At 71.5% G+C, this 26,914-nt stretch carries 25 protein-coding genes; 12 read left to right on the top strand and 13 right to left on the bottom strand.

Annotated elements, in window-relative coordinates:
- Positions 1-49: 49 nt before the first annotated feature.
- Positions 50-976, bottom strand: a complete 927-nt coding sequence (locus tag HQQ88_RS16035; RefSeq protein WP_123294855.1) for an SDR family oxidoreductase — start codon at positions 974-976, stop codon at positions 50-52.
- A gap of 198 nt (positions 977-1,174) precedes the next feature.
- Here HQQ88_RS16035 and HQQ88_RS16030 point away from each other — a divergent pair, with 198 nt between their 5' ends.
- On the top strand, positions 1,175-1,891 hold the full coding sequence (locus HQQ88_RS16030) for a hypothetical protein (RefSeq protein ID WP_173170239.1): 717 nt from the start codon (positions 1,175-1,177) through the stop codon (positions 1,889-1,891).
- Position 1,892: 1 nt separating this feature from the next.
- Here the strand turns inward: HQQ88_RS16030 and HQQ88_RS16025 are convergent, their stop codons facing one another.
- From HQQ88_RS16025 to HQQ88_RS16015, 3 genes are all read right to left on the bottom strand, one after another.
- Positions 1,893-2,675 (bottom strand): endonuclease/exonuclease/phosphatase family protein, encoded by a 783-nt coding sequence (locus HQQ88_RS16025; RefSeq protein WP_173170237.1) that lies wholly within the window; start codon positions 2,673-2,675, stop codon positions 1,893-1,895.
- A 34-nt stretch (positions 2,676-2,709) separates the two neighbouring features.
- Positions 2,710-4,203 carry an LCP family protein gene (locus HQQ88_RS16020; RefSeq protein ID WP_173170235.1) on the bottom strand — a complete coding sequence of 498 codons (1,494 nt, stop codon included), beginning with the start codon at positions 4,201-4,203 and terminating at the stop codon, positions 2,710-2,712.
- Positions 4,204-4,291: 88 nt separating this feature from the next.
- Entirely contained in the window at positions 4,292-5,644 is a 1,353-nt protein-coding gene (locus tag HQQ88_RS16015) for an MFS transporter (RefSeq protein ID WP_131881086.1), read from the bottom strand.
- Positions 5,645-5,753: 109 nt separating this feature from the next.
- Between HQQ88_RS16015 and HQQ88_RS16010 the strand changes: the two genes are divergently transcribed.
- Positions 5,754-8,000: an FAD-dependent oxidoreductase gene (locus HQQ88_RS16010; RefSeq protein ID WP_173170233.1), complete on the top strand. Its 2,247-nt coding sequence runs from the start codon at positions 5,754-5,756 to the stop codon at positions 7,998-8,000.
- A gap of 29 nt (positions 8,001-8,029) precedes the next feature.
- Entirely contained in the window at positions 8,030-8,806 is a 777-nt protein-coding gene (locus HQQ88_RS16005; protein WP_123294849.1) for an IclR family transcriptional regulator, read from the top strand.
- Between the two features lie 105 nt (positions 8,807-8,911).
- Here HQQ88_RS16005 and HQQ88_RS16000 read toward each other — a convergent pair whose 3' ends face one another.
- Positions 8,912-9,562: a GntR family transcriptional regulator gene (locus HQQ88_RS16000; protein ID WP_123294620.1), complete on the bottom strand. Its 651-nt coding sequence runs from the start codon at positions 9,560-9,562 to the stop codon at positions 8,912-8,914.
- A gap of 12 nt (positions 9,563-9,574) precedes the next feature.
- Positions 9,575-11,698: an efflux RND transporter permease subunit gene (locus HQQ88_RS15995; RefSeq protein ID WP_173170231.1), complete on the bottom strand. Its 2,124-nt coding sequence runs from the start codon at positions 11,696-11,698 to the stop codon at positions 9,575-9,577.
- Between the two features lie 136 nt (positions 11,699-11,834).
- Here HQQ88_RS15995 and HQQ88_RS15990 point away from each other — a divergent pair, with 136 nt between their 5' ends.
- Both HQQ88_RS15990 and HQQ88_RS15985 read left to right on the top strand, forming a co-directional pair.
- On the top strand, positions 11,835-12,248 hold the full coding sequence (locus HQQ88_RS15990; RefSeq protein WP_173170229.1) for a MarR family winged helix-turn-helix transcriptional regulator: 414 nt from the start codon (positions 11,835-11,837) through the stop codon (positions 12,246-12,248).
- A 78-nt stretch (positions 12,249-12,326) separates the two neighbouring features.
- Positions 12,327-13,367 (top strand): LCP family protein, encoded by a 1,041-nt coding sequence (locus HQQ88_RS15985; protein WP_173170226.1) that lies wholly within the window; start codon positions 12,327-12,329, stop codon positions 13,365-13,367.
- 88 nt (positions 13,368-13,455) lie between these two features.
- Here the strand turns inward: HQQ88_RS15985 and HQQ88_RS19960 are convergent, their stop codons facing one another.
- The 6 genes from HQQ88_RS19960 to HQQ88_RS15955 form a co-directional block, all read right to left on the bottom strand.
- Positions 13,456-14,154, bottom strand: coding sequence for a transglycosylase family protein (locus HQQ88_RS19960; protein WP_173170224.1), 699 nt, complete (start codon positions 14,152-14,154; stop codon positions 13,456-13,458).
- 302 nt (positions 14,155-14,456) lie between these two features.
- Complete coding sequence (rlmC, locus tag HQQ88_RS15975) at positions 14,457-15,608, bottom strand: 23S rRNA (uracil(747)-C(5))-methyltransferase RlmC (RefSeq protein WP_173170222.1); 1,152 nt, start codon at positions 15,606-15,608, stop codon at positions 14,457-14,459.
- A gap of 7 nt (positions 15,609-15,615) precedes the next feature.
- Positions 15,616-16,494 carry an SMP-30/gluconolactonase/LRE family protein gene (locus tag HQQ88_RS15970; RefSeq protein ID WP_248704356.1) on the bottom strand — a complete coding sequence of 293 codons (879 nt, stop codon included), beginning with the start codon at positions 16,492-16,494 and terminating at the stop codon, positions 15,616-15,618.
- Positions 16,495-16,531: 37 nt separating this feature from the next.
- On the bottom strand, positions 16,532-17,152 hold the full coding sequence (locus tag HQQ88_RS15965; RefSeq protein WP_165901140.1) for a DedA family protein: 621 nt from the start codon (positions 17,150-17,152) through the stop codon (positions 16,532-16,534).
- Between the two features lie 66 nt (positions 17,153-17,218).
- Positions 17,219-17,878: an FCD domain-containing protein gene (locus HQQ88_RS15960; RefSeq protein WP_173170220.1), complete on the bottom strand. Its 660-nt coding sequence runs from the start codon at positions 17,876-17,878 to the stop codon at positions 17,219-17,221.
- A complete protein-coding gene (locus HQQ88_RS15955; RefSeq protein WP_123294611.1) occupies positions 17,875-18,597 on the bottom strand; it encodes an SDR family oxidoreductase in 723 nt (240 codons plus the stop codon). Before HQQ88_RS15955 ends, HQQ88_RS15960 begins: the two co-directional genes overlap by 4 nt.
- Before the next feature lie 45 nt (positions 18,598-18,642).
- Here HQQ88_RS15955 and HQQ88_RS15950 point away from each other — a divergent pair, with 45 nt between their 5' ends.
- Positions 18,643-19,392, top strand: a complete 750-nt coding sequence (locus HQQ88_RS15950) for an SDR family NAD(P)-dependent oxidoreductase (protein ID WP_159570658.1) — start codon at positions 18,643-18,645, stop codon at positions 19,390-19,392.
- A 4-nt stretch (positions 19,393-19,396) separates the two neighbouring features.
- Here the strand turns inward: HQQ88_RS15950 and HQQ88_RS15945 are convergent, their stop codons facing one another.
- Positions 19,397-19,804, bottom strand: a complete 408-nt coding sequence (locus tag HQQ88_RS15945) for a MarR family winged helix-turn-helix transcriptional regulator (protein WP_111085883.1) — start codon at positions 19,802-19,804, stop codon at positions 19,397-19,399.
- A gap of 81 nt (positions 19,805-19,885) precedes the next feature.
- On the opposite strand from HQQ88_RS15945, the gene HQQ88_RS15940 reads away from it, so the two are divergent.
- The 6 genes from HQQ88_RS15940 to HQQ88_RS15915 all read left to right on the top strand — a co-directional run bounded on the left by HQQ88_RS15940 (position 19,886) and on the right by HQQ88_RS15915 (position 26,911).
- Positions 19,886-20,830 (top strand): zinc-binding alcohol dehydrogenase family protein, encoded by a 945-nt coding sequence (locus HQQ88_RS15940; RefSeq protein ID WP_173170218.1) that lies wholly within the window; start codon positions 19,886-19,888, stop codon positions 20,828-20,830.
- Positions 20,831-20,939: 109 nt separating this feature from the next.
- A complete protein-coding gene (locus HQQ88_RS15935; RefSeq protein ID WP_173170216.1) occupies positions 20,940-23,852 on the top strand; it encodes a Na+/H+ antiporter subunit A in 2,913 nt (970 codons plus the stop codon).
- Positions 23,849-24,301 carry a Na(+)/H(+) antiporter subunit C gene (locus HQQ88_RS15930; protein ID WP_243648937.1) on the top strand — a complete coding sequence of 151 codons (453 nt, stop codon included), beginning with the start codon at positions 23,849-23,851 and terminating at the stop codon, positions 24,299-24,301. Before HQQ88_RS15935 ends, HQQ88_RS15930 begins: the two co-directional genes overlap by 4 nt.
- Entirely contained in the window at positions 24,298-25,989 is a 1,692-nt protein-coding gene (locus HQQ88_RS15925; protein ID WP_173170214.1) for a Na+/H+ antiporter subunit D, read from the top strand. Before HQQ88_RS15930 ends, HQQ88_RS15925 begins: the two co-directional genes overlap by 4 nt.
- Positions 25,986-26,570, top strand: coding sequence for a Na+/H+ antiporter subunit E (locus HQQ88_RS15920; protein ID WP_173170212.1), 585 nt, complete (start codon positions 25,986-25,988; stop codon positions 26,568-26,570). Before HQQ88_RS15925 ends, HQQ88_RS15920 begins: the two co-directional genes overlap by 4 nt.
- Complete coding sequence (locus HQQ88_RS15915; RefSeq protein WP_131844853.1) at positions 26,567-26,911, top strand: sodium:proton antiporter; 345 nt, start codon at positions 26,567-26,569, stop codon at positions 26,909-26,911. The genes HQQ88_RS15920 and HQQ88_RS15915 overlap by 4 nt, the downstream gene beginning before the upstream one ends.
- Positions 26,912-26,914 lie beyond the last annotated feature (3 nt).

Below are 26,914 nucleotides of genomic sequence, written 5' to 3'. Positions count from 1 at the left end.
GGCGCGGTACCCACCGGCACCGCGCCTCCCGTCAGCCCGCAGCGGCGCCCTACGGCGTCGGCATCCCGCCGTCGACGTGCAGCGTCTCGCCCACGACGTACGACGACTCACCGCTCGCCAGGAACACGTAGGCCGGCGCGAGCTCGGCCGGCTGGCCCCAGCGGCCCAGGTAGGTCTGCTCGCCCGCGGACGGCAGCGCCTCGGGCGGCTGCCCACCGGCCGGCTGCAGCGGCGTCCAGATCGGCCCCGGTGCGACGGCGTTGACGCGGATGCCCTTCGGCGCGAGCTGCGCAGCCAGGCCCTTCGCCAGGTTGTTCACGGTGGCCTTCGTGGCCGCGTAGTGCACCAGGTGCGGCGACGGCGCGTAGGCCTGGATCGACGTCGTGTTGATGATCGTGGAGCCCGGCTGCAGGTGCGGCACGGCGGCCTTCGTGATCCGGAAGGTCGCGTAGGCGTTCGTCTTGAACGTCTCGTCGAACTCCTCGTCCGAGATGTCCTCGATCGAGGAGACGTTCTGCTGCTTGCCCGCGTTGTTCACCAGGATGTCGATCCCGCCGAGCTGCGCGACGGTGTCGGCGACGATCTGCTCGCAGACCGCGAGCGAGGTGATGTCGCCGGGCAGCGCGACGGCCTTGCGGCCGGCTGCCTCGATGAGCGCGACGATGCGGTCGGCGTCCTCCTGCTCCTCGGGCAGGTACGAGATCGCGACGTCGGCGCCCTCGCGTGCGTAGGCGATGGCGACCGCTGCGCCGATGCCGGAGTCGCCACCGGTGACGAGGGCCTTGCGGCCCGTCAGCCGTCCGGAGCCGCGGTACGTGTCCTCGCCGTGGTCGGCGGGGACGTTCTCCGCCATCTCGGCGTCGGTGCCGGCGCCCTCGAGGTACTGCTCGTCGGGCTTCTTGTCGGCGTACATCTTCGTCGGGTCCTGCATGGCGTATTGGTCGAGCCCTGCCTGGTCGTTCTGCTGGTCCGTCATGCCGCCGACGGTACGCAGGGGCGCACCACGGGCCGTCCAGGAGGCTGTCCCCCGGCGCGCGGTGCGGCCAGCGTCCGCCGGCCGCACCGGTCCAGGGCCGCAACTGCGTCTTCCTCGTTTGTCACGGTCCGGTGACGGCCAGGACCCGATTCGGTAACACCTGTCGTTCTGGACGGATCGGGGTCGTACCGTCGAACGGTGACCCCTCGGACCCTGCTGGCGCTCGGCGCTGCCGTGCTCGCCTTCTCGGCCGGTGCGCTGGCGCTCGACGGCACCACCGGGCTCGGTGCGGAGACCGCCGTGGCGGCGGAGACGTCGCACGACGCCGCTCCGGTGCACGTGTCCAACGCGAAGCTCCGGCGGGTCGACTCCATCGAGCTCGACGCCGAGTCCCTGGTGCTCCGCAACGGCGGGAAGACCGTCGTCGAGTCGTCGATGCGCGACTCCCGGTTGACCGTGAGCCTGCTCGACCGCCTGCTCGGCACCCCGTCGCGCACCCAGACCGCCGAGGGCGACGGCGGCGCGTGCTTCCCGGCCGGCACCACCTACACGTGGGGCGGCGCCATCCGGGTCGCGGCCCTGACCACCGATGCGCAGGCGGGCAACGCCGTCGAGGTCCGTGTGCTGCGCGACCAGGTCCGCAGCCGGCTCGGTGCACGGATCGAGCTGACCGGCCCCGGCGGCGTGCAGGTCGGCGACGACATCGCCGACGAGATCGCGGACGCCCCGCGCTCCGAACGGGTGTCCTTCGGCTCCGACGACTTCCGCGCGTGGCAGTTGCTGCTGCGCGCAGGCTGGGGCTCCTCCGACGACCAGGACTCCTCCGGCACGAACGGCGTCTCGGCCCTGACGGACGACACCTCGGTCACGGTGCTCGGCTCCCCGATGCCCGTGCACGCCCAGCGGAGCTGCTGACTCACACGCGGATCGTCGCGACCACCGGGAAGTGATCGCTCGCGAACCACGTCTCCGGACCGTCGTGGTCGATGACGACCCGGTCGACGCCGGCGATCCCGCGGGTCAGCACCCAGTCGATGCGCTCCCCGGTGTCCACCGGCGGCTGCCAGTCGTTGAACGTCGCCGTCCGGTCCCCCGGGTCGCCCGCGAGCAGCCAGGTGTCGTCGAACCCGGCCTCGGCGAAGACCCGTGACGCGGTTCCGGCGCCGGCCGGCTCGTTGCAGTCCCCGGCGACGATGACCGGACCGGTCTCCCGCGCCAGCCGTTCGACGATGAGCGCCGCGCTCTTCCCGCGCACCTCGTCGCCGTGCTCGCCGAGTTCGTGGTCCAGGTGCGTGGTGAGCACCGTGACCGCCGGCCCGTCGGTGTCCAGGAACACGGCGTGGTTCGCGATGCGCGGGAACAGGCTGCCCCACGTGTTCGAGACCGGTTCGTCCGGGGTGTCCGACAGCCAGAACGACCCCTCGTCGGTCGGTCGGAACCGGTCGCGTCGGTAGAACACCGCCGGGTGCTCCCCCGCGGTGCCGCCCTCACGCCCCTGTCCGACGTCGGCGTGGTCCGGCAGCCCGGCGCGCAGGTCGTCGAGCTGGTGCGCGAAGGCCTCCTGCACGCACACCAGGTCGGGGTCGTGCCGGCGGATGACGTCGAGGAGCACGGGGAGCCGGGCCGGCCAGTCGTGCTCCGGATCCGGGTTCTTGATGTTGTAGGTCATCAGGACGATCGGACGCGTTGCGCTGCTCACCCCTCGAACCTAGCGACCCGGTCCGGCCACGGCCTCAGTTGATGCAGGTGCCCTCGGTGCCGTAGTTGTGCACGTCGGTGGACTTCGGCGCGGGTTCCTTGGACGCCTGCTTGCTCGGCTTCGACGCGGAACCGGTGCTCGCGGGCTTCGACGCGGTCGCGCTCGGCTCGCTGGCGGCCTTCGCGGTCTTGCCGTCGGTGCCGAGCACGAGCGTGACGCCGGTGACCGCGCTGGTCCGGACGGCGACGGCACCGGGCACGGCCGCCGCGATCGCCTTCGCCTGCGACTCCTGGCCGGCCGGGTACTGCACCTGGGTGACCTTCGTGGTGGCCGAGGAACCAGCCGGTGCGACCTGGAACCCGCGGCTGGTCAGGACCTGCCCGGCTGCGGTCGCGGCACCCTCGACGCCGCTGCCGTTCATCACGGTGACCGAGGTGTTCGCCGGCTGGGCGCGACCGGCCTTGGCGTAGGCCTCCGGTTCGCCGACCAGGCCCTGCACGAAGGCGGGCAGGCCGACGGTGTCGACCTCGACGATGGACAGCGCCGAACCGTTCACGTAGATGGTCGGCGTGCCGAGGGTCGGGATCGTGGCCGACTGGATGTTCGCGGGGCGCAGGTTCCGCATCTGCGAGGCAAGGTCGATCAGGTTGGTGTCGGTCTGGATCGATCCCCCGACGGCCTTCAGGATGTTGCCCATCTTGACCGGGTTCAGCAGCGTGCCGGCGGACGTGACCTTCCGGGCCTCCTGCGACAGGAAGTACTGCTGGCGGACGTTGCGGTCGAGGTCGCCGTTCGGCAGGCCCTTGCGCTGTCGGACGAAGGACAGCGCCTCCTTGGCGTTGAGCGTCGACTTCCCCGCGGGCAGGTCGACGCCGGAGTCCTTGTCCTGGGCAGCCTGGTTGAGGCAGACCTCGACCGGGCCGAGCTCCTTGACCACCTGGTAGAAGCCGAGCAGTGAGACGCGGACGTAGTGGTCGATCTGCAGACCGCTCAGGTTCTCGATGGTCTTGATGAGCATCTTCGCACCTCCGGTGTCGCCGCCACCGTTGAGCGTGCCGTAGTAGAAGGCGCTGTTGAGCTTGCCCTTGCCCACGTCGGGGATGTCGACGTACGAGTCACGGGGGAACGAGATCATCGTCGCTTGCGTGCCGTCGGCGTTGATGTGCAGGACGATCATCGTGTCGGTGTTCGTCGCGCCACCGTCCGACGTCGTGCTGAGTTCCGCCATCTGCTCGGGGGTGGCGTTCTCCGGCCGGTGGTCGTCACCGACGAGCAGGATGTTCTGCGCCTTGCCGTCGACGTCGTCCTTCGTGTCCTTCTTACCGGTGATCGCGTTGACGATCGTGACCCCGCCGGACAGCTGGTTGTACGCGTACGCCGCGTAGCCACCGCTCAGCAGGACGGCCATGGTGAGCACACCCGCGATCGCCGGGAACACCACACCCGCTCGTCGCTTCTGGCGCCCGTGGCGCGGCGTCACGGCACCGCGGCGCGCGGGCTCCGTCGTCTGCTCGGGTTCGTTGCTCACCGGGAAACCATAACCGGAGCGCGCGCAGGGGACATGGAATCCGCCTGGAAGGTCACTCCACAGCCCCTGCGACCAGCCCGCGCTCGACTCACTCGGCGACGAGTCCCCGCTTGTTCGTCTCGCGTGCCCGGAGCACCGTCACGCCGGTGATCGCGGCGGCGGCCATCACGTAGAAGGCCGGCGCGAACGTGTTGCCCGTCGCGCTGATCAGCCACGTGGCGAAGTACGGGGTGATGCCACCGAAGAGCGCCACGCTGATGTTGTAGGCGATGCCCATCGACCCGTAGCGGATGGCGGTCGGGAACAGTTCGGCCATCGCGGCGCTCACCGCCCCGTCGAACGCCGCCATGAACAGCCCGAGCAGCACCATCGCGGCTGCGGCGGCCCAGAAGTTGCCGGCGTCCATGAGCATGAGCGTCGGGTAGGTCAGCACCAGGAACCCCGCGCACCCGGCGAGCATCACGGGCTTCCGGCCGATCTTGTCCGACAGCAGGCCGAAGAACGGGACGAGGCCGGCGATCACCAGGAAGCCGATGACGACGACCCCGTACGAGACGAGCGGCGAGTACCCGAGGTCCGCCTGCAGGTACGAGGGCATGAAGGTCTGCAGGATCCAGTGGCCGACGGCCTTGAGGACGACGAACCCGACGCAGAAGAGCAGGGCCTTCCACCCGGTCCGGAGCGAGCGACGGAGCGGGTTCTTCGCGAGTTCCCCCTTGGCCTTGAGCGCGCGGAACTCCGGGGTGTCCTCGAGCTTCGTGCGCAGGTACAAACCGACCAGACCGAGCGGCACCGCGACGAGGAACAGGACACGCCACCCCCACGACTCGAGGGCTCCGTCCCCGGCGATCGCCGTGAACAGGAAGACCAGGCCACCACCGACGATGAACGCCGCGAAGCCGAAGACGTCGATGAAGCTCGTCACGAAGCCGCGCCGGTTCGACGGGGCGTACTCGGCCAGGAGCGTCGTCGCCCCGGCCCCCTCGCCACCGGCGGCGAAGCCCTGCACCAGCCGCACCACGACGAGCAGGATCGGTGCGAGCATCCCGACGCTCTGGTACGTCGGCAGGATGCCCATCACGGCGGTCGCGCCGCTCGTGATCAGGATGACCGTGGCCAGCGTCGTCTTCCGGCCGACCCGGTCACCGAGCGACCCCCAGAACAGCCCGCCGAGCGGACGCATCACGAAGCCGGCACCGAACACGGCGAAGGCCGACAGCAGTGCGACCTGCGGGTCGCCCTGCTTGAAGAAGTACAGCGAGATGACGGTCGCCAACGTGCCGTAGAGGCCGAAGTCGAACCACTCGACGAAGTGTCCGACGCCCGCGGCGACGATCACCTTCCGCATGCCCTGGCGGCGTGCGTCGTCGCCCAGGGCCACCTGGACGTCGGGGGCGGTGGCGGCATCGACGCTGGGTTGCGTCCGGGTTCCGTCGCTCATGGGTGGGGCCTCACACTTCGTTGTCGAGAATTCGTTGACGATAGCACTCGCCGGGCACACATTGCCACACAGTGGGAAAGACACGCCACCGAGTGATACCGTTCCGACCATGCAATCCCGTGAACAGCACCACGACGTCGTGGTCGTCGGCGGCGGTCTCGCCGGTGTCAGCGCGGCCGTCGCCGCCGCCCGCCTCGGCTCGAGCGTCGCCCTCGTCACCAACCGGCCGGTCCTCGGCGGCAACGCCTCGAGCGAGATCCGGGTGTGGGTGGTCGGCGCGACGGCGCACGGCACGCAGCGGTTCGCCCGCGAGACCGGGATCATGGGCGAGCTCTTCCTCGAGAACCAGTACCGGAACCCGCAGGGCAACGCGGTCTACTGGGACCAGGTGGTGCTCGACCTGGTCCGGGCCGAGCCGAACGTGCACCTCCACCTCAACACCGACGTCCGGACCGTGCAGACGACGGACGACGCCGGCGGCGCACCGCGCATCACCGCCGTCACGGGCTGGACCATGGGGTCCGAGATCGAGACGACGTTCACGGCACCGGTGTTCCTCGACTGCACGGGCGACGGCCTCGTCGGGGCCCTCGCCGGCGCCGAGTACCGCATCGGGCGCGAGGGCCGCGACGAGCACGGAGAGGAGTGGGCGCCGGAAACGGCCGACGACGAACTGCTCGGCAGTTCGATCTTCTTCTCGACGCACGACACCGGCCGCCCCGAGAAGTTCGTGCCGCCGTCGATCGCGAAGGACCTCGGCACGACGCCGATCCTGGCGAACCGGGCGATCCGGACCGGCGACAACGGCTGCAACTACTGGTGGATCGAGTGGGGCGGCGAACTCGACACCGTCGCCGAGAACGAACGCATCCGCGACGAGCTCTGGGGCGTCGTCTACGGCATCTGGGACCACATCAAGAACTCGGGGGCGTTCGACGCGGACACCCTGACGCTCGACTGGGTGGGCGCGATCCCCGGCAAGCGCGAGTACCGCCGGTTCGTCGGCGACCACACCCTGACGCAGCAGGACCTGCTCGAGCAGCGCTCGTTCCCCGACACGGTGGCGTTCGGCGGCTGGTCGATCGACCTGCACCCCGTCGAGGGCGTCTACGCCGAGACCGCCGGCGCCCAGCAGCGGTACACCGATGGCACCTACGACATCCCGTTCCGGTCGCTGTACTCGGCGAACGTGTCGAACCTGCTGTTCGCCGGCCGCGACATCTCCGCGTCGCACGTCGCGTTCGGGTCCACCCGGGTGATGGCCACCTGCGCAGCCCAGGGGCAGGCAGCCGGCACCGCCGCGCACCTGGTCGCCCGGCACGGCACGACGCCACGGTCCCTCGGCACCGAGCAGATCGCCCTGCTGCAGCAGACCCTGCTGCGCGAGGACGCACCGGTCATCGGGGTCCGCGCCGACGACCCCGCCGACCTGGCCCGCACCGCCCGAATCACCGCGAGCAGCGAGCTGACCACGATCGACACGACGCCGTTCGCGACCGCCGACCGCTTCGACCTGGACCGCGACGTCGCGACCCTCCTGCCCGCCGACCCCGCGCTCGGCGAGTTCCGGCTCCGCACCGAGGCGGACGACGACACCGACCTCACCATCGAGCTCTGGACCACCGGCAAGCCCCAGAACTACGCCCCGATCGACCACGTCAGCACGCACTCCGCACACGTCGCCGCCGGACCGGGCGAAGCAGTGGTCGACCTGGACTTCCACCCGGACGCACCGTGCAACGCGGTCGTCGTGGTCCGTCGGCAGCCCGGCGTCCGACTGGTCCTGACCGACGGCCACCCCTACGGCGTGATGGCCCTGCGCGCCCGCGCCGCCGACGACGAGCAGTTCGACGACCACATCCCCGAGGAGTCCGGACAGCCCGTGACGGACTGGGAGGCGCGCGCCCTGCGCGGACACGCGTTCGCGTTCACCGCAGCCGGCGAGACGGACGCGTGGCGGGCCTCCCGGGTCAGCGACGGCCACCAGCGCCCGTTCGGCGGACCGCACATGTGGTCGTCCGACGCGGGTGCCGGCGCAGCCGTGCTCTCGCTCGACTGGGCGGAGCCCGTCGACGTCCGCCAGGTGCGCATCGTCTGGAACGACGACGTCGACGCCGACCTCATCAACCTGCACCACCACCGCACCCCCTGGGACGCCGTGCCCACCCTCGCCCGCGACTACCGGATCGAGGCGTGCGTCGACGGGACCTGGCGGACGCTCGCCGCGGTCGACGCGAACCGACACCGCCACCGCATCCACGACGTCGATCCGGTGCGCACGGCCGCCCTGCGGGTCGTCGTCACCGCGACGAACGGATCCCCGTTCGTCACCGCGAGCGCCGTGAAGGTCTCCTGACGCGCGCCGGGACGGGCCAGAATGAGGGGATGGCGACCACCCCTCCGAACCAGAGCATCGAGCGAGCCGCAGCGGTCCTCGGTGCGCTCGGCGCGTCCGACGGCGCGGTGCGCGCCTCCGACATCGCGCGGGCGATCGGGCTGGGGACCTCGACCACCGGGCGGCTCCTGGCGACGCTCGAGTCGCTCGAGTACGTCCGACGCGACCCGGAGACCCAGGCGTACTCGGTCGGTCGGGCCGTGCTCGAGCTCGCCAGCCAGGGGCTCAACCACAACCCGGTGCACCGCGAGAGCCGCTCGGCGGCGCAGGAACTCGCGCACCGGGTCGGCCTGACCGCCAACGTCGGCGTGCAGGACGCCGCGTCGTGCATCTACCTCTGCCACTTCGAGGGGTCGCTCGCGCCGAAGTCGCACACGATGATCGGGATGCGGCAGCCGATGCACGCGTCCGCACTCGGCAAGGCGCTGATGCTCGACCTGTCGCCGGACGAGCGACGCTCGCTGCTCGGGGACGACCTGGCCCGGTACACCGACCACACGATCACGACGCACGACGCCCTGACGGCCGATCTCGCCGCCTCGGCGAAGCGCGGTTGGTGCGAGGAGAACCAGGAGCTCGCGCTCGGCCGGTTCTGCATCGCGGCACCGATCCGCAACGCCTCGGGGCGGATCGCAGCGGCGCTGTCGATCTCGGGGCGCCTGACGCAGCTGCGTGACCGCGACCTGGACTCCCTCGCCGAGGACCTCATCGAGGTCGCCGACCGCATCAGCGTCGGCCTCGGGATGATCAGCGCCGTCGCGCACTGACGCGGGCGTCGCGGCTCGAGACGCGCGTGACGGCGGACGGGAGGCCCGTGGCGGGATCGCCACGGGCCTCCCGTCCGTCTCCTGGTCGCGCTGGGCGACGGGGCGCTACGCGCGGGACGGCAGCAGGTGGATGGCCTCCATCGCGAGCTCTGCCGCGATCGGGTCCTTCGCCAGGACGGCTGCCTTGAGCTTGTCGAGCTCGGGCAGGATCACTGCGGCCGGGATCAGCTCGGCGAGCTCGGGGACCCGGAGCTTGAAGGACAGCCCGTCGGTGGTCGACCGGCAGAGCTGCACGAGCGACGGGTTGCCGCAGGCGTCCGCCCACTGCGAGTAGATGTCGGCGCCGTTGCGGGCGACCTGGTCCTGCTCGTCGGCGCCGACCCGCGCGATGACGTCGTCGAGCATCTTCACGATCTTCTTGCGCTGCGGCTCGGTGAAGTTGGGCACCGCGAGGCGCACGACGCCCCCGTAGATGACGCCGAGCGTGCGGTAGGCGTCGAGGAGCTCGTCCTTCGTCGGGGCCGCCACCCGGGTGTAGCGGTTCGGTGCCATCTCGATCAGGCCGGCGCGGGCGAGTTCCGCGAGCGCCTCGCGGATCGGGGTGCGGGAGACCCCGAGCCACGCGATCAGGTCGTCGTCGTTGAGTCGCTCGCCGGGCTCCAGCGTGCCGTCCATGATCGCGTCGCGGATCTTGTCCTGCACGGTGTCACGGAGGAGTTTGCGCTCGGCGGCGGGCTGCGTCGAAGGAACTGGCATGCACCCAGCGTGTCACATGTGATGGTTCGCGCGCGAGAGGCGCGACGGCCACCAGGCCCGCCGACCGAGGTCGTACGCGATCGCCGGCACGAGCAGCGAACGGACGACGATCGTGTCGAGCAGGACGCCGAACGCCACGACGAACGCGATCTGCACGAGGAACAGGATCGGGATGACACCGAGGGCCGCGAACGTCGCCGCGAGCACCACGCCGGCCGAGGTGATCACCCCGCCGGTGACCCCGAGTCCGCGCAGGACCCCCTCGTGCGGACCGTGCCGCAGCGCCTCTTCCCGCACCCGTGTCATGAGGAAGATGTTGTAGTCCACCCCGAGCGCGACGAGGAACACGAACGAGTACAGCGGCACACTCGGGTCCGCACCGGGGAAGTGGAACACGTGGTCGAACACGAGCGCTCCGACGCCGAGTGCTGCGGCGAACGACACGATCACGCTGCCGATGAGCACGAGCGGGGCGACGACGCTGCGGAGCAGGAGCATCAGGATGAGCAGGATCACGACCAGCACCACGGGGATGATCAGCGTGCGGTCGCGGATCCCGGTGTCGTTCGTGTCGACGGCCGTCGCGGTGACGCCGCCGACGATCGCGCCGGGATCGACCCGTTCGACGGCGGTGCGGAGGTCACGGACCGTCTGCTCGGCGGCGTCGGAGTCGGCCGGGTCGGACAGCGTGGCCTCCAGCAGCACGTCGCCGCGCGACACCGTCGGAGCGGCGGCGGCGGCGTTCGAGGTCGGGTCGCCCGTCACGGGCACCGTGCCGGCCGGGGCGTCCTTCGCGGCAGCGACGACCCCGTCGACGCCGTCGACCCCCGTGACGGCGTCGACGAGTGCGTCGAGGTCGCGCTCCGACCCGATGACCTGCGCCGGGCTGCCGGAGCCGCCGGGGAAGTGGTCGGCCAGGACGTCCTGCCCGTCGCGTGCCTGCGAGGCCCCGATGACCAGGTCGCTCTGCGGGACCCCGTCGGCCTTGAGCCCGACCAGTCCCGTGCCCATCGCGAGCAGCCCGACGGTGCACACGATCCACACCACCCGGGAACGCTTGGCGACGAGCCGACCGACGCGAGCCCAGATGCCGCGCGCGTCCGGACCGGTGAGCACCGGGTGGGCGCTGCCGTACGCGGGACGGAGCGGCCAGAACGCGGCGCGACGGAACGCGAGCAGCAGGGCGGGCAGCAGCGACAGGGCGGCGAGCAGGCTGAACGCGATGCCGATCGCGGCGACGGGACCGAGCGCCTTGTTCGAGTTGAGGTCGGAGAGCAGCAGGCAGAGCACGCCCACGATGACGGTGCCGCCCGAGGCCAGGATCGGCTCGAGGCTCCCCCGCAGGGCCGCCTTCGTCGCACCCCAGCCCGTGCGGTGGTCGCGCAGCGCCTCGCGGAAGCGCGCCGTGTAGAGCAGGGCGTAGTCCGTCGCGGCGCCGATCACCAGGATCGACAGGATCCCCTGCACCTGGCCGTTCACGGTGACGATGTCGGCCTTGGCGAGCCACCACACCACGAGGATCGAGGCGCACAGGGCGAACGTCGCGGTGCCGAGCACGAGGATCGGCAGCAGCGGCGACCGGTAGACGATGATCAGGATCACGAAGACCGCGGCGAGCGCCACCCCGAGCAGCAGGCCGTCGATGCCGGCGAACGCCTCGGTCAGGTCGGCGGTGAAACCGGCGGGCCCGGTGACGTACCCGCTGACGCCGCTGGGCAGGGCGTCGTCGACGTCGGCGCGGATCGCCTCGACCGCGTCACCGGTGTCGGCTGCCGTGGTGAGGGTCGCGACGATCTCGACCGCGTCGCCGTCCTCGCTCGGGATCACCGGGCTGACGGCTTCGACGTCGTCGCGGTCACCGAGCTGGGTCGCGAGGTCCTTCGCCGCGCTCAGGTCGGAGGACGACATGCCGCCGTCGCGCTCGAGCACGATGATCGCGGGTGCGCCCGACTCCTGCCGGAACTCCGACGACCGCTCCTGCACCTTCGTGGCGTCGGCCGACGCCGGCAGGAACGAGGTCTGGTCGTTCGTCGACACCTCGGAGATCTTGCCGAAGTACGGACCGCCGACGGAGGCGATCGCGAGCCAGACCACGATGACGAGCGCGGGGAGGACGATGCGGAGGAAGCGGGACACGACGGTGAGCGTACACCGGTCGTCAGCATGCTGATTACTAGACGGTCGCGACGCCGGTCGCGACACCGGTCGCGACGCCGGTCGCGACACCGACCGCGACACCGACCGCGACAGCTGTCGACCGTAGACTGCGCCCATGGACGACACGACCGAGCAGTGGCCGCTCGGCCGGCTGTTGTCGGCCGCGGCACGCTCGGTCGAGCGGGACTGGGATGAACGCCTCCGCGCCATCGGGCTGCCGCACGCGGCCCTCATCGCGGTCGACATCCTGATCCGCACGGGCCCCACCGGTGCCGACACGATCGCCCGCACGGCACGGGTGCAGCCGCAGACGATGTCACGGACCCTCGAGCGCATGGAGCGGGACGGCCTCGTCGAGCGCACCCCGCACCCCGACGACCGACGCCGGCGTCTCGTGACCGTGACCGATCACGGGCGCCGAGCGTGGGAGACCGCTCGGCACATCGAGCGCGAGGTCCTGCCGGACGACCCGGCACTGCGGACCGCGCTCACGGAGCTGCTCGGGAAGTCACGGCTACCGAACAACTGACACGCTGTACCTGAAATACCACATGCGGTACGATGGGTCGGTCGGTGGCACGCCGACGCGAACCCGTTGGAGTCCCGCATGTCCGAACGACGGGCGGCCCGCCTGGCCGCCGACACCACCACCCGAGGCGAACGCCACCCGCGGCGCCGACGCCCGTTCCTCGTCGCACTGCTCGCGACGGTCGGCTCGCTGGTCGGCATCGCCACCGTGATCGCCGTCGTCGCGAGCATCTTCGTCGGCGGCCTGGCGCGCAGCTTCGACGCCCGCCACGACACGATCGCGAACCCGTTCCCGAGCGGGACCCGACCCGCTGCGTCCGGCGGTCAGGACATCCTGCTCATCGGGTCCGACTCACGAGCTGCACGCGGACCGGACGGCAAGCCATCCGAGGCCGGTGGCCGCTCGGACACCCTGATGCTCGCGCACGTCCCGGCCGATCGGCAGGCTGTGTACCTGATGTCGATCATGCGTGACTCGTGGGTCGACGTGCCGGGTCACGGGCGCGCGAAGATCAACGCCGCGTACTCGTGGGGCGGGGTCCCGCTCACCGTGCAGACGGTCGAACAGCTGCTCGACGTCCGCATCGACCACGTCGCGGAGGTCGACTTCGCCGGGTTCGAGGACATGACCGACGCCCTCGGCGGTGTCACGGTCGACTCCGGGCAGGCGTTCGCCGCAGGCAAGCACGAGTTCGTCGCCGGCGCGAACCGACTCGACGGCGACGCCGCACTGGCCTTCGTCCGCGAGCGCCACGCCTTCGCCGACGCCGACCACACCCGTGTTCGGAACCAACAGGCGTTCATGCGCGGGGTCGTCGGCGGGCTGCTCTCCCGCGGCACGATCACGAACCCTGGGCGCATCCAGGACTTCGTGACCGCGACGAGCGAGCACCTCGCCGTGGACGCCGGACTCTCGTTCCCCGCCCTGGTCGGCCTCGGGTGGTCACTGCGCGACGTCCGGACCGACGACCTCAAGACGTTCACGGTGCCGACTGCGGGGTCCGGAACCTCGCCGGACGGGCAGTCCATCGTCATGCTCAACGATCTGACGGTCGGCTCGCTGTCGCAGGCGTTGCGCTCCGACGACGTCGCGGCCTGGTTGGCCGACAACCAGCAGTAGCGCTCCCGTCCCTCCCGACACGCACCACGCACGACGACGCCCCGCGACCGAGGTCGCGGGGCGTCGTCGTGTTCGTCCGGTGGAACGATCAGGCGGGGAGCTGCAGCTCCTGGCCCGAGTAGATGAGGTTCGCGTCGTCGATGGTCGACGTGTTCGCGGCCCACAGCTTGTTCCAGCCACCGTCGATCTTGAGCTTGGTGGCGATGGTGTCGAGCGTGTCGCCCGAGGCGATCGTGTACGTCTTGCCGCTCGTCTTCACGGCGGCGGGCTTGCTCGGCGTGGTGGCTGCCGGGGCGGCCTCCTGCGCCGGCGCCGGCGCAGGAGCCGAGGTGCTCGGTGCGGCCTGCTCCGGGGCAGCGGGGGCCGGTGCGGCCTGCTGCGTCGGGGCCGGAGCAGCGGGGGCTGCCGGAGCCGGAGCAGCGGCGGCCGGTGCGGCACCGCTCGTGCCGCTCAGCCCGAGCTGGGCCGAGCAGGCGGGCCAGGCGCCCCAGCCCTGCGTGGCGAGGACACGCTCGGCGACGGCGATCTGGGCCTCGCGGCTCGCGCCGGCGGGGCTGCCGACGCCACCGTTCGCCTGCCAGGTGCCGAGGTTGAACTGCAGGCCGCCGTAGTAGCCGTTGCCGGTGTTGATGGCCCAGTTGCCGCCGGACTCGCACTGCGCGAGGGCGTCCCAGGTCGAGCCGGACGCAGCGTTCGCGGGGGTTGCCGCGAGGCCGACACCGGTCGCGGCGATGCCGGCGAACGCGAGGCCGCCGACGATGGTGCGGGTACGGGAAAGCTTCTTCATGTGATTGCTCCACCGGGGTCACGAGCCGCTTCGAACGCGGAATCCACTGCCCACCCCGACCGATCGCGGTCAGTTGTGGGGTGCGCCACCGGGGGCAGTGGTCATCGGGCCGGCGGCACCTCGGTCGGCAACCATAGGAAACTCTTCACCGTTATCAAACCGAGACAAACGGTTCTACCCGTTGGTGCTATGTACCCCGCACCAGAACCTGTACGCCTCGATGCCCATGGCCATGGTCATCGACCCGTACCCGGGTACGTCACCTTGGCAATTCCCTGGCAATGCCGACCAGGAGGCCCGGATCACGCCCGCGACAGCAGCGTGACGGCCTCGAGATGGCCGGTCTGGGGGAACATGTCGAGCACACGAGCGCGGCGCAGCCGGAACGAGGGCATGCGCGCGAGGTCCTTCGCCAGGGTCACCGGGTTGCAGCTCGAGTAGACGACGTGCTGCACGTCGGACTCCTCGAGCCAGGTCGACAGCGCCTCGCCGATCCCGCGTCGCGGCGGGTTCACCAGGACGAGCTCGGGCACCGTGTCGGGCCGGGCGCGGAGTGCGTGCTCGGTGGCGTCGTCGGCGGCGAACCGGAGCCCCTCGAGCCCGGCCTCGCGCGCGGACTGCTTCGCCGAACGGATCGCCTCGGCACTCGTCTCGATGCCCGTCACCGCTCGGCCCGGTCGCGCAGCGTGCAGGGCGAACCCGCCCACGCCGCAGTACAGGTCCCACATCGACGCCGGGTCGAGCTCGTCGATCCACGCCGAGGCCTGCGCGTACAGCTCGGTGGCGACGGCGGTGTTGGTCTGGAAGAAGCTCTGCGGCCGCAGGTGCATCGTGATCCCGCCGAGGCGCATCGGCAGCGTCTCCTGCTCGGTGAGCACGATCTCCCGGTCACCCTCGGTCACGGCCTTGTGCTCGGGAAGCAGGTTCGCCGTGACGACCACCACGTTCGGCAGGGCGTCGCGCAACACATCGAGGTACTGCCGGATCCGAGCCACCTGCCCCTCGGACCGCAGGACGAACCGCACCATGAGTTCGCCGTCGGGCGACTCGGTGACCAGGACGTACTTCAGCTCGCCGCGTCGGGCAGCGACGTCGTACGGCATCAACCCCGCGGTCGTGACGAAGTCGGCGAGCAAGGGCAGCGCGTGTCGGATGCCGGGCGTGCAGATCCCGCAGTGCCGCAGGTCGACGCCGCGCTGCCGGTGGTCGAGGATGCCGACGGTCGGGTGCTCCGTCGAACCGCCGACCACCATCTTCGCCTTGTTCCGGTACCCGGACTCGGGGCTCGTGATCGTCGGTGACCACGTGACGGCTCCGGGGCCGCCAGCCGCCTCGACGGCGTCGTGCAGGAGTTCGCGGGTGCGGAGCTCCTTGTCGAGGACCTGGTCGGCGTAGGGCTGCCCCATGAGCGTGCAGGACCGGCACACCCCGCGGTCGAAGTAGTCGCACTGCATGGCCGAGTCAGGATACGGCAGCGTCCCGCGTCGTCGTGGCGATCCGGTAGACCGACGTCGTCGCCGTCAGGAACAGCGTCGTGCCGTCGTCGCCGCCGAAGCACAGGTTCGACGTCACCTCGGGGACGGCCACCTCGCCGATCCGCTCGCCGGAGGGGTCGAACACCACGACGCCGCGGTGCGACGACGACCACACGTTGCCGTGCTCGTCGACCCGGATGCCGTCCGGTGCGCCCTCGCCCGGCTCGAGTCGCGCGAACACCCGGCCGTTCTTCAGCAGGTCGCCGCCGTCACCGCCGCGGTCGTAGGCGCGGATGACCGGTTCGTCCCCCGACGAGCTCGCGATGTAGAGGACCTGCTCGGACGGGTCGAAGGCGAGTCCGTTCGGCTCGTCGACGTCGGTCGCGACGGGGCGCAGGTCCTCGCCGGACGGTCCGCAGCGGAACGTCCAGTGGTCGCCGTACTCGCGCACGCCGGGGTGGCCTTCGCGCGGCTGGGTGATGCCGTAGGCCGGGTCGGTGAACCACACGCTGCCGTCCCGCGCGACGACGACGTCGTTCGGCGAGTTGAACCGCACGCCGGCCCAGGCGTCGACGATCGGCGTGACGACGCCGTCGCGGTCGCGCTCCACCCGCCGGAGTCCGTGCGAGCACTGGACGACACTGCCGTCGCGGTCGAGCGTCCGGCCGTTGGTGAACTCGACGCCCTCGGCGTACGTGGAGGTCTCGCCGGAGTCGGCGTGCCACTGCAGGACCCGGTCACCGGGGATGTCCGACCAGCGCAGGGTACGGGACGCCGGGATCCAGCAGGGTCCTTCGGCCCACGTGCTGCCGGTGGCGATGCGCTCGAGCGCGTCAGGGTCCGGTACGAGGTCGTCGAGCAGCACGGGTTCTCCTTCGAACGGTGTCCCCACCCTACGTTCGTCAGGCCGCAGCCGCCGCCTCGCTGCGTCGTCGCACGGCCTTCTCGATCGCCGAGATCGCGAGGCCGAGCAGGATCGACGCCACGACCGCGAGGGTCGTGACGAGGAAGGGCTGCTCGCGGCTCCAGCGCCCGGTGGCCGCCGCGATGCCGACGCAGTACGCGGCCCACACGACGTCGGCGAGCACGCAGCTGACCAGGAACCGCCGAACGTCGAGCCCGCTGTCCGCGCCGACCAGGTTCGTCGTCAGCCGGCCCATCGGGATGAAGCGTCCGAGCACCGCGATGCGCCCGGGAGCGGCACGGTAGCGGCCGTCGATGGCGTCCCGGGCCTTGCGGACCTTCGGACGCGCGAACCACGACCTCGAGCCGAGGTCGACCGAGCGCGCCAGGTGGTACAGCCCGAGGTCGCCGAGGACCATGCCGATCGAGGCCGCGACGACGAGGACGAGGACCGGCAGGAGGCCGCCGTCACCGCCCACCAGGAGCGTGCCGACCGCGACGACGAGCGCCTGGCTGGGGAGGAAGACCGCGACACTGCCGACGGCGAGCACGAGGCCGACCACGACGAACGTCCACGGGGTGCCGATGAGCTGGACGACCAGGTCCTGTGCTGCGTCCACGCTCACCCTCCACGGGCGCCGGAGGAGCGCACCGGACTCCATCTTCCCAGGTCGGCGGGGCACCGCTCACGTGCGCTCGACGATCGCCCGCATCGCCGCGGCCGCGTCGTCCGGGTGGCCGTCGACGACGGCACCGGCGAGCACGAGGTGGAGGCCGACGTCGTGCCGGTCCGGGCGGATGCTCCCGCGTTCGCGCAACACCTGGCCCACGACGCGGTGCAGGCGTCGGTACAGCGTGTTGTCGGACAGGTCGAGCACGAGCGCGTGGAGCCGCACGTCCGCGGCCACGAAGTCGAGGCGGTCGTCGCGGGCCGCTGCGGCGGCGAGCTCGTCCGCGGTGGTGCGGAGCGCCTCCCGTCGGTCCGCGCACTCGTCGAGGGGCGCCCGCCGGGCTGCTGCGGCGGCTGCGGCGGGTTCGACCGCCGCGCGGAGTTCGCGGAGCTCGACCGCCACGCGGTCACCGTCCGGGCCCCGGAGCCGCCACCGCACGACCCGCGGATCCAGGACGTCCCACTCCAGCACGCCGAGGACGGTCACGCCGACCCGGCGCCGCGCGGTGACCAGGCCGAGGGCGACGAGGACGCGGACGGCCTCGCGGACGATGCTGCGACTGGCCCCGGTCGACGCCACCAGGTCGTCGATGCTCCGGCGACTGCCCACGGCGATGACGCCGGAGACGACGGCGGCACCGATCTGGTCGAGGACGCGGTCGAACGTGCTGGTCACCGCTGGGACACCGGGCTGACCACGAGCTCGTCGACGCGCATGTACGACGGCGCCTCGAGCACGAACGACACCGCGCGGGCGATGTCCTCCGGCTGCAGCATCACCGATCGTGCGGCGGCGTCGGGCACCGATGGCCGCTGGTCGAGGAAGTCGGTCGCGACGTCACCGGGGCACAGGTGCGTCGCCCGGACCCCGTGGTGCGCCTCTTGCTGGTTGAGGCTCCGGACGACCGAACCGAGCGCGGTCTTCGAGGCGGAGTACGCGACGCCGGCGCCGGGCTGGAAGGACCACCCGGCGTAGGACGACACCACGACGACCACGCCGCCGGACTCGCGGAGCGCAGGCAGTGCGGCGTCGACGACCGCGACCACCGCGGTGAGGTTCGTGTCGACGATCGCGCGGAAGTCCGGCAACGACTGGTCGTCCCACCGGCGCCGCGGCGCGTTCAGCCCGGCGGCGAGCACGACCGCGTCGAGTCGTCCGAACCGCTCGAGCACGGTGTCCCGCGCAGACGCGACGGCAGCGGGATCGGCAGCGTCGAGGGGCAGGACCGCCGCCGTGCCGCCGGAGGCCGTGATCGTCGCCGCGACCTGCTCGAGCCGGTCCACGCGCCGCCCGCTCAGGACCACCGTCCACCCGTCGCGCGCAGCGGCCTCGGCACTCGCGGCCCCCATGCCGCTGCCGCCGCCGGTGACCCAGAGCACCCGTTGCTTCGCCATGCTGCAATAGTATGCCTATTGCAGCAACCGACGACAGGAGCAACGATGCACCTCGACCTGACCGACCGTGTGGTGGTCGTGACCGGCGCAGCACGCGGGATCGGACGCACGCTCGCCGATCGCTTCGTCGCCGAGGGGTGCCGCGTGGTCGCCCTCGACCTGGCCTTCGAACCCGACTTCCCGCTCGACCACGTCGTGTGCAACGTCGCCGACCCGGATTCGGTCCGGGCCGCCGTCGACGAGGTCGTCACCCGGCACGGCACGATCGACGTGCTCGTGAACAACGCCGGCATCAACGTCGAGGGCACCGTCGCCGAACTGCAGTGGGACGCCTGGCGCCGGTGCATGGACGTCAACCTCGGCGGCACCTTCCTGATGAGCCAGGCCGTCGCGCCGGTGATGCAGGCCGCGGGGCGGGGGCGGATCATCAACGCCGCCTCGTTCGCCGCGATCATCCCGAGTGTCGGCAGCGCTGCCTACGCGGCGTCCAAGGCTGCGGTCGTCTCGTTCACCCGGGTGCTGGCGTCGGAGCTCGGCCCGTGGGGCATCACCGTCAACGCGTACGCGCCGGGCATGGTCCCGACGGCGATGAACGGGTTCGCAACCATGCCGGCCGAGGCCCAGGACCGCCTGCTCGACACCCTGTCGCTGCGCCGGTGGGAGACCGCGGACGACGTCGCCGACCTGCTCGTCTTCGTGGCGAGCGACGCCTCGGGCTACGTCACCGGCACCCTGCTCGACGTCTCCGGCGGCAAGCTCGCGACGCAGATCCCGGCACGCGCGCACGGCCGCTGAGGGTTCAGCGCAGCATCCGCTCCAGGAGCGCGCGCAGCTGCCGCCGGTCCCGCTCCGGCAACCGAGCGGTGAGCGGCAGCAGTGCATCGCGGATCGCGCCCTCGAGCGAGCGCGCCACCTCGAGACCGGCGTCGGTGATCACGACGTCCACCGCGCGGGCGTCGTCCGCGTTCGGCTGCCGTGCGAGCAACCCCTTCTTCTCCGCGCGCGCCACCAAGCCGGTCATCGTCGACTTCTCGAGCCCCAGGTACTGCGCCAGGTCACCGATCCGCAGACGACGGTCGCGCAGGATCGCGAGGACCCGCAGCTGCGTCAGCGACAGCCCGGCATCGGCCGCGAGCCCGGTCAGCGGCCCCATCGTCCGGAACGCGGCCTCGCCCAGGGCATCGACGAGCTGCTCGTCCTCGGTCATCTCAGGCACGGCTCCAGCCTAGTTGACGAACTTCGCGATGCGAACTACTTTGTTCGTAACACGAAGCAATTGGAGGACACCATGTACGCAGCAGTCGTCACCGAGTTCGGCCACGCCCCGACCTGGCAGGAGTTCGACGAACCGACTCCCGGACCCGGCGAGGTCGTCGTCGACGTCGTCGCGGCCGGTCTCCACCCGCGGGTCCGCTCGCAGGCCGACGGTTCGCACTACACCAGCGAGGGCGCGCTCCCCCTGGTCCCCGGCGTCGACGGCGTCGCGCGGTTCCCCGACGGCACGCTCCGCTACGTCGCCGTCGCGAGCGACACCCGCGGCACCATGGCCGAGCGCGTCGCGGTCGACCCGCGGGCGAGCGTCGTCCTGCCCGACGGTGCCGACCCGGTCACCGTGGCCGCCGGCGTGAACCCGGTGCTGTCGTCGTGGGTGGCCCTGCGCCGGCGGATCGACTTCGCCCCGGGCAGCCGCGTCCTCGTGCTCGGCGCTACCGGGGCCTCGGGCACCGCGGCGGTGCAGGTGGCGAAGCACCTCGGTGCCGCACACGTCGTCGCGAGCGGGCGCAACCCGGAGCGGTTGGCGGCGCTCACCGCCCTCGGCGCCGACGTCGTGCTGCCGTTGGCCGACGTCGACGCCCTCGGCGCAGCGGCAGCCGACGTCGACGTGGTCATCGACTACGTCTGGGGCCAGCCCGCGGCCGACGTGATGCGCGCCGTCGTCACCGCCCGCACCGAACCGGGTCGCCGACTCGACTGGATCGCGATCGGTTCCACCGCGGGCCACGAGGCGACGATCCCGTCCGCGGCACTGCGCGCCTCGGGCCTGACGATCGTCGGCAGCGGGCAGGGGTCGGTCGGGCGTGCCGGTTTCGTCGCCGAGCTCCCGGGCATCGTCAGTGCGATCGCGGACGGCACCGTCCGGGTGGACGCGACGGCCGTGCGGTTGGCGGACGTCGAGGCGACGTGGGCCGGACAGCCCGCCGGGAGCACGGGCAGAGTGGTGTTCACAGTGTGAACCGAGCGCGAGCAGGCTGTCCGGTCGCACAGGTTCTCCACATCCCACTCTTCGTAGGCTGTGAGGGCCCAGTGAGCCGGACTGCAGCCCGACCCCGAGGAGGTGCCCGATGGTCCTCGTCCTCGTCGCGTTCGCGATCGTCGCCCTGATCGTCCCCGCCCTGACCCCCGTCCTCGGCCGCCGCGTGTTCTACGTGGCCGCCCTCGCGCCCGCAGCCGCCGCCGTGCTGACGGTGCTGCAGACGGACGCGGCCCTGCACGGCAGCGTCGTCGAACGGCACCGGTGGGTCCCGCAGCTCGACCTCGAGATCACGCTGCGGATGGACGCCCTGTCGTGGGTGCTCGCGCTCGTGGTGTCGATCGTCGGGGCCCTCGTGCTCGTCTACTGCGCCTCGTACTTCGGGCGCGACGAACCGGGGATCGGCCGGTTCGCGGGCGTGCTGACCGCGTTCGCCGGGTCGATGTTCGGGCTCGTCCTCGCCGACGACGTCATCGTGCTCTTCGTCCTGTGGGAAGCCACCACGGTCTTCTCCTACCTGCTCATCGGACACGACGCCGACAAGCGTGCGAGCCGTGCGGCCGCGATGCAGGCCCTCGTCGTCACCACCGCCGGCGGTCTGGCGATGCTCGCCGGTCTGGTCATGCTGTCGGTCACGGCGGGCACGACCTCGCTCTCCGGCATCATCGCCGCCCCGCCGACCGGACCGATCGTCACCGTCTCGGTGGTCCTCGTCCTGCTCGGCGCGCTGACGAAGTCGGCGATCGTGCCGTTCCACTTCTGGTTGCCCGCGGCCATGGCAGCTCCGACCCCGGTCAGCGCGTACCTGCACGCCGCAGCGATGGTGAAGGCCGGCATCTACCTCGTCGCCCGGCTCGCTCCGGCGTTCGCACTGCTCGACGGCTGGCGCGAGACGATCACCGTGCTCGGTGTCCTCGGCATGCTCATCGGTGGCTACCGGGCGCTCCGCCAGACCGACCTCAAGCTCCTGCTCGCCTACGGCACCGTCGCGCAGCTCGGGTTCCTCGTGCTCGCCGCCGGGTGGGGAGCGCCCGCGGTGGCGCTCGGCGGGGTCGCCCTGCTCGTGGCGCACGCCGCGTTCAAGTCCACACTCTTCCTCGTCGTCGGGGCGATCGACCACACCACCGGCACCCGCGACCTCGGCCGCCTGAGCGGCCTCGGCCGGAAGGCACCGTGGCTGGCCGTCGTGGCCGCCCTCGCGCTCGTGTCGATGGCCGGCATCCCGCCGACGATCGGCTTCGTCGCGAAGGAAGCCGTGCTGACCGGCTTCACCGAGTCGCTGCACGGCCCCGACGCCGGCTGGGCCTGGTTCGCCCTCGTCGGTGTGACGCTCGGCTCGGTGCTCACCGTGGCGTACTCGCTCCGCTTCTTCTGGGGAGCGTTCGCCCGCAAGCCCGACGTCGCCCAGACGGAACCGCACGCCCTGCACGGTCTGGGTGTGGTGCCGTCGATCCTGGCGCTGACCGGTCTCGCCCTCGGCCTGCTGACCCCGGTCGTCGCGCACGGCATCGAGCCCGCCGCGACGGTGGCTTCGCTCCCCGGCGAGGAAGTCCCCCACCTCGCGCTCTGGCACGGCCTCGAACCGGCGCTCGGCATCTCGGCCGTCACCCTGGTCGGCGGTCTCGCACTGTTCGCCCTCCGACGTCCGGTCGAGGCGCTGCAGCACCAGCTCGCCGGGTTCCCGAGCGCCTCGGGCACCTACCGGCACCTCATGCGCGGCCTCGACCGGTTCGCGACGGGCCTGACCGCCGGTGTCCAGCGGGGTTCGCTCCCCTACTACCTGACGGTGATCCTGTCGGTGTTCGTGGCGGGTGCGCTCGCGAACCTCGTGCTCGGCGGGCCGTGGGAGTTCCACGTCCGGTTCTCGGACTCGTGGGGGCAGATCCCGGTCGTCATCGTGATGTCCGTCGGCGCCATCGCCGTCCTCACCGCGAAGACCCGGTTCGCCGCCGCCGTCCTGGTGGGCGTGACCGGCTACGGCATGTCCGTCCTGTTCGTCCTGCACGGCGCGGTCGACCTCGCCCTCACGCAGCTCGTGGTCGAGACCGTCACCCTCATCGCGTTCGTCCTGGTGCTCCGGCGGCTCCCCCCGCGCATCGCGACGACGAACCCGAGCCGGTTCCGCATCGTCCGTGCGCTCTTCGCGGGGCTCGCCGGCCTCACGCTGGCGATCGTCGTCATCGTCGCCGCCTCGGCGCGCACCGCCGAACCGATCTGGCCGGACCTGCCGGCACTCACGAGCTCGTTCGGCCACGGCCTGAACGTCGTCAACGTCGCCCTCGTCGACCTGCGCGGCTGGGACACCCTCGGTGAGCTCACCGTCGTCGTCGCCGCGGCCACGGGCGTCGCGAGTCTCATCTTCGTGAACTCCCGCGAGGACACGCTGCCCCGGCTCCGTGACCTGCCGGAGAAGCTGACGGCCGACGGCCAGCGCACCGACGGCGAGCCGCGCGCCTGGCTGCCGACGAGCGCCGCCATCCCGACCGGCCGCTCGGCACTCCTCGACGTCGTGGTCCGACTGCTGTTCCACGGGCTCATCGTCCTGTCGGTCTACCTGCTGTTCGCCGGGCACAACGCGGCCGGCGGCGGCTTCGCCGGTGGCCTCGTCGCCGGCATCGCGCTGGCGGCCCGGTACCTGGCGGGCGGCCCGGCCGAACTCGGCGCCGCCGCCCCGGTGCGGGCCGGTCGACTGCTCGGACTCGGTGTCGCGACGGCAGCGATCACCGCGATCGTGCCGCTGTTCTTCGGGCGCGAAGCGCTGTACTCCGAGTTCTTCGAGGCGACCGTCCCGATCCTCGGCCACGTCGAGTTCGTCACCGCGACGTTCTTCGACATCGGCGTGTACCTGGTCGTCGTCGGCCTGGTGCTCGACGTCCTCCGCAGCCTCGGCGCCGAGGTGGACCGGCAGCGCCTCGAGGATGCCGGGGCGCCCACCCGCGACACCACCGAGGGGTCCGTCCGCGACACCCTCGAGGCCCCCACCCCGGAAGGGAGCGCCACATGACCGTCACCCTCGTCCTCGTGATCGCGATGGCCGTGCTGTTCTCCTGCGGCGTCTACCTGCTGCTCGAACGGTCCCTGACCCGGATGCTGCTCGGCTTCCTGCTGCTCGGCAACGCCCTGAACCTGCTCCTGCTGGTGATGTCGGGCGCCGCCGGCAACCCGCCGATCGGCAAGTCCGCCGAGGGCATCACCGACCCGCTCCCCCAGGCCTTCGCCCTGACCGCGATCGTCATCACCTTCGCCGTCAGCGCGTTCCTGCTCGCCCTCATCCACCGCTCGTGGCAGCTGTCCCGTGCCGACGAGGTCGAGGTCGACGAAGCGGACGTCGCCATCGGCCGCACGCGCGACGACCCCGACGACGACCCGGAAGCCGACTTCGACCCGAAGTCCCCCGAGGACGCCGACGATCCGCACGAACACCAACCGCACCAGGACGGAGTGAACCGATGACCTGGCTCGTCCCGCTCCTCGTCCTCGTCCCGCTGCTCGGCGCCGCCGTCGCACTCGGCCTCCTGCGGCACCAGAAGCTCCAGCGGGCGATCACCGTCGTGGTGCTCGTCGTCGCACTCGCCGTCGCCGCGACCCTCATGGTGCTCGTCGACCACCACGGCACCATCGTCGTGCAGGTCGGCGGGTGGGACGCCCCGTACGGCATCTCGCTGGTGGTCGACCGCCTGAGCGCCCTGCTCCTCACGGTGAGCGCCAGCGTGCTGCTCATCGTCCTGCTGTTCTCGATCGGCCAGGGGCTCGCAGCCGACGACGCTGAAGCTCCGGTCACGATCTTCTACCCGACCTACCTCGTGCTGGCCGCGGGCGTGCTCGACTCGTTCATCGCCGGCGACCTGTTCAACCTGTACGTGGCGTTCGAGATGCTGCTCGTGGCGAGCTACGTGCTCATCACCCTGGGCGGCAGCGAGCAGCGGGTCCGGGCCGGCACCACGTACATCGTCACGAGCCTGATCGCGTCGGCGATCTTCCTCGCCGCGATCGGCCTGGTGTACGGCGCGACCGGCACGGTCAACATCGCCCAGATCAGCGAGCGCGTCGCCGATCTGCCCGAGCACGTGCAGCTGCTCCTGCACACGATGCTGCTCATCGGCTTCGGCATCAAGGCGGCGGTCTTCCCGCTGGCGTTCTGGCTGCCGGACTCGTACCCGACCGCCCCGGCCCCGGTCACGGCCGTCTTCGCCGGCCTGCTGACGAAGGTCGGCATCTACGCGATCATCCGCCTCGAGACGGTGATCTTCCCCGGGCCGCAGTTGAACAACGTGCTGCTCGTGGTGGCGGTGTTGACGATGGTCGTCGGGGTGCTCGGTGCGGTGTCCCAGACCGACGTCAAGCGCCTGCTGTCCTTCACGCTCATCAGCCACATCGGCTTCATGGTGATGGGTGTCGGGCTCGGGACGGTCGCGGGGACGGCGGCTGCGGTCTTCTACACGGTGCACCACATCGTCGTGCAGACCACGTTGTTCCTGGTGTCCGGCCTGATGGAACGCGTCGGGGGGACCACGTCGACCCGGTCGCTCGGCGGGTTGTTGAAGGCCGCGCCGCTGCTGGCCGCGCTGTACCTGATCCCGGCGTTCAACCTGGGCGGCATCCCGCCGTTCTCCGGCTTCATCGGCAAGCTCGGGCTGTTCCGCGCCGCCGCCGAGGACGGCTCCCCGCTGGCGTACGTCACGATCGCCGCCGGCGTGGTCACGTCGCTCCTCACGCTGTACGCGCTGATGCGCGTGTGGGACGCCGCCTTCTGGCGGCCGAAGCCCGCGGCCGAGGCCGCGGCGCCGCACGCGACGACCGCCGAACCGCACGCAGCCCTGCGGTCGCCGGAACCCGCCCCCTTGACCGTCTCCGAGGAGACGGGTGAGGCCTTCCACCCAGGAGGCTCGGTGACGGTCACCGACGCACCCCACGCGAGCAGTGCCTCCCGTCCGACCACCGGGTCGACCGAGACGGTCGGCGAAGCGCCGACCAAGGTCCGGCTGCCGCGCATGCTCGTCGGCGTGACGACCGTCGCGGTCCTCGGATCCGTCGCCCTCACCGTGGTCGCCGGCCCGCTCTACGGGTACGCGAGCCGCGCAGCGGAGTCGCTCGAGTCACCGGACCGGTACGTGCAGGCCGTCCTCGGGGGTGACCGGTGAACACCGACACCCGACACGTCGCGAACGCCCGCCGCATCGCGGTGGCGTGGCGGTACGACGTCCCGCTCGTCGCAGGCCTGACCGTCCTGTGGGCCCTGCTCTGGGGCTCGTGGACGCCACTGACCCTGCTCTGCGGCATCGTGGTGGCGCTCCTGGTCACCCAGGCGCTGCCGCTCCCGCCGGTCCCGCTGTCGGCCCGGTTCTCGATCGTGCACGCCGTCCGGTTCCTCGTGGTGTGGTCCGGACTCGTCATCACGGCGTCGTTCCGGGTCGCCTGGGTCGCGTTCCGCCCGCGGGGCGTCCGCCGCAGCTCCATCACGCTCGTGCAGCTGCACTCCACCGCCGAGATGACCTTCACGCTGGCGACCCTCGCGATCTCGCTGGTGCCCGGCTCGTACGTCGCCGACGTCGACCTCCGCCGTCGGCGCCTGCTGCTGCACGTGCTCGACACCGAGCGGTTCGAACAGGTCGAGGCCGCCCGTCGCGAGGCCCTCGGCATCGAAGCCATGGTCATCCGTGCCCTCGGTTCGAAGCAGGACGTCTCCGAACTGTCCGAACCGCTGCCGGAGGTCACCCGATGAGCGCCGCCGTCGTCGTCATGGGGATCGGCATCGCCCTGGTCCTGGCCCTGCTCGGCGCCACCCTCGCGCTCGCGGTGTTCCGGATCGTGCGCGGCCCGACGATCCTCGACCGGATGATCGGATCGGACATGGTCCTGACGACCGTGCTCGTGGTGATCGCGGCGTCGATGGTGGTCCGGCGCGACCTGACCGGGATCCCCGTGCTCGTGGTGATCGCGGCGACCAGCGTGTTCGCGACCGTCGCGGTGGCCCGAGCGGTCACGCCGTCGTCGGACCCGTCGGACGAGGGCCTGAGCGTCACCACCCCCGAGCACGCCGCCGAAGAAGAGGAGCAGTCGTGACCG

The organism is Curtobacterium sp. VKM Ac-2861 (assembly GCF_013204965.1).
In the GTDB taxonomy this organism is placed as follows: domain Bacteria; phylum Actinomycetota; class Actinomycetes; order Actinomycetales; family Microbacteriaceae; genus Curtobacterium.
The sequence above is the reverse complement of the archived record's forward strand: the minus strand, read 5'-3'. Positions and strand labels throughout refer to the sequence as shown.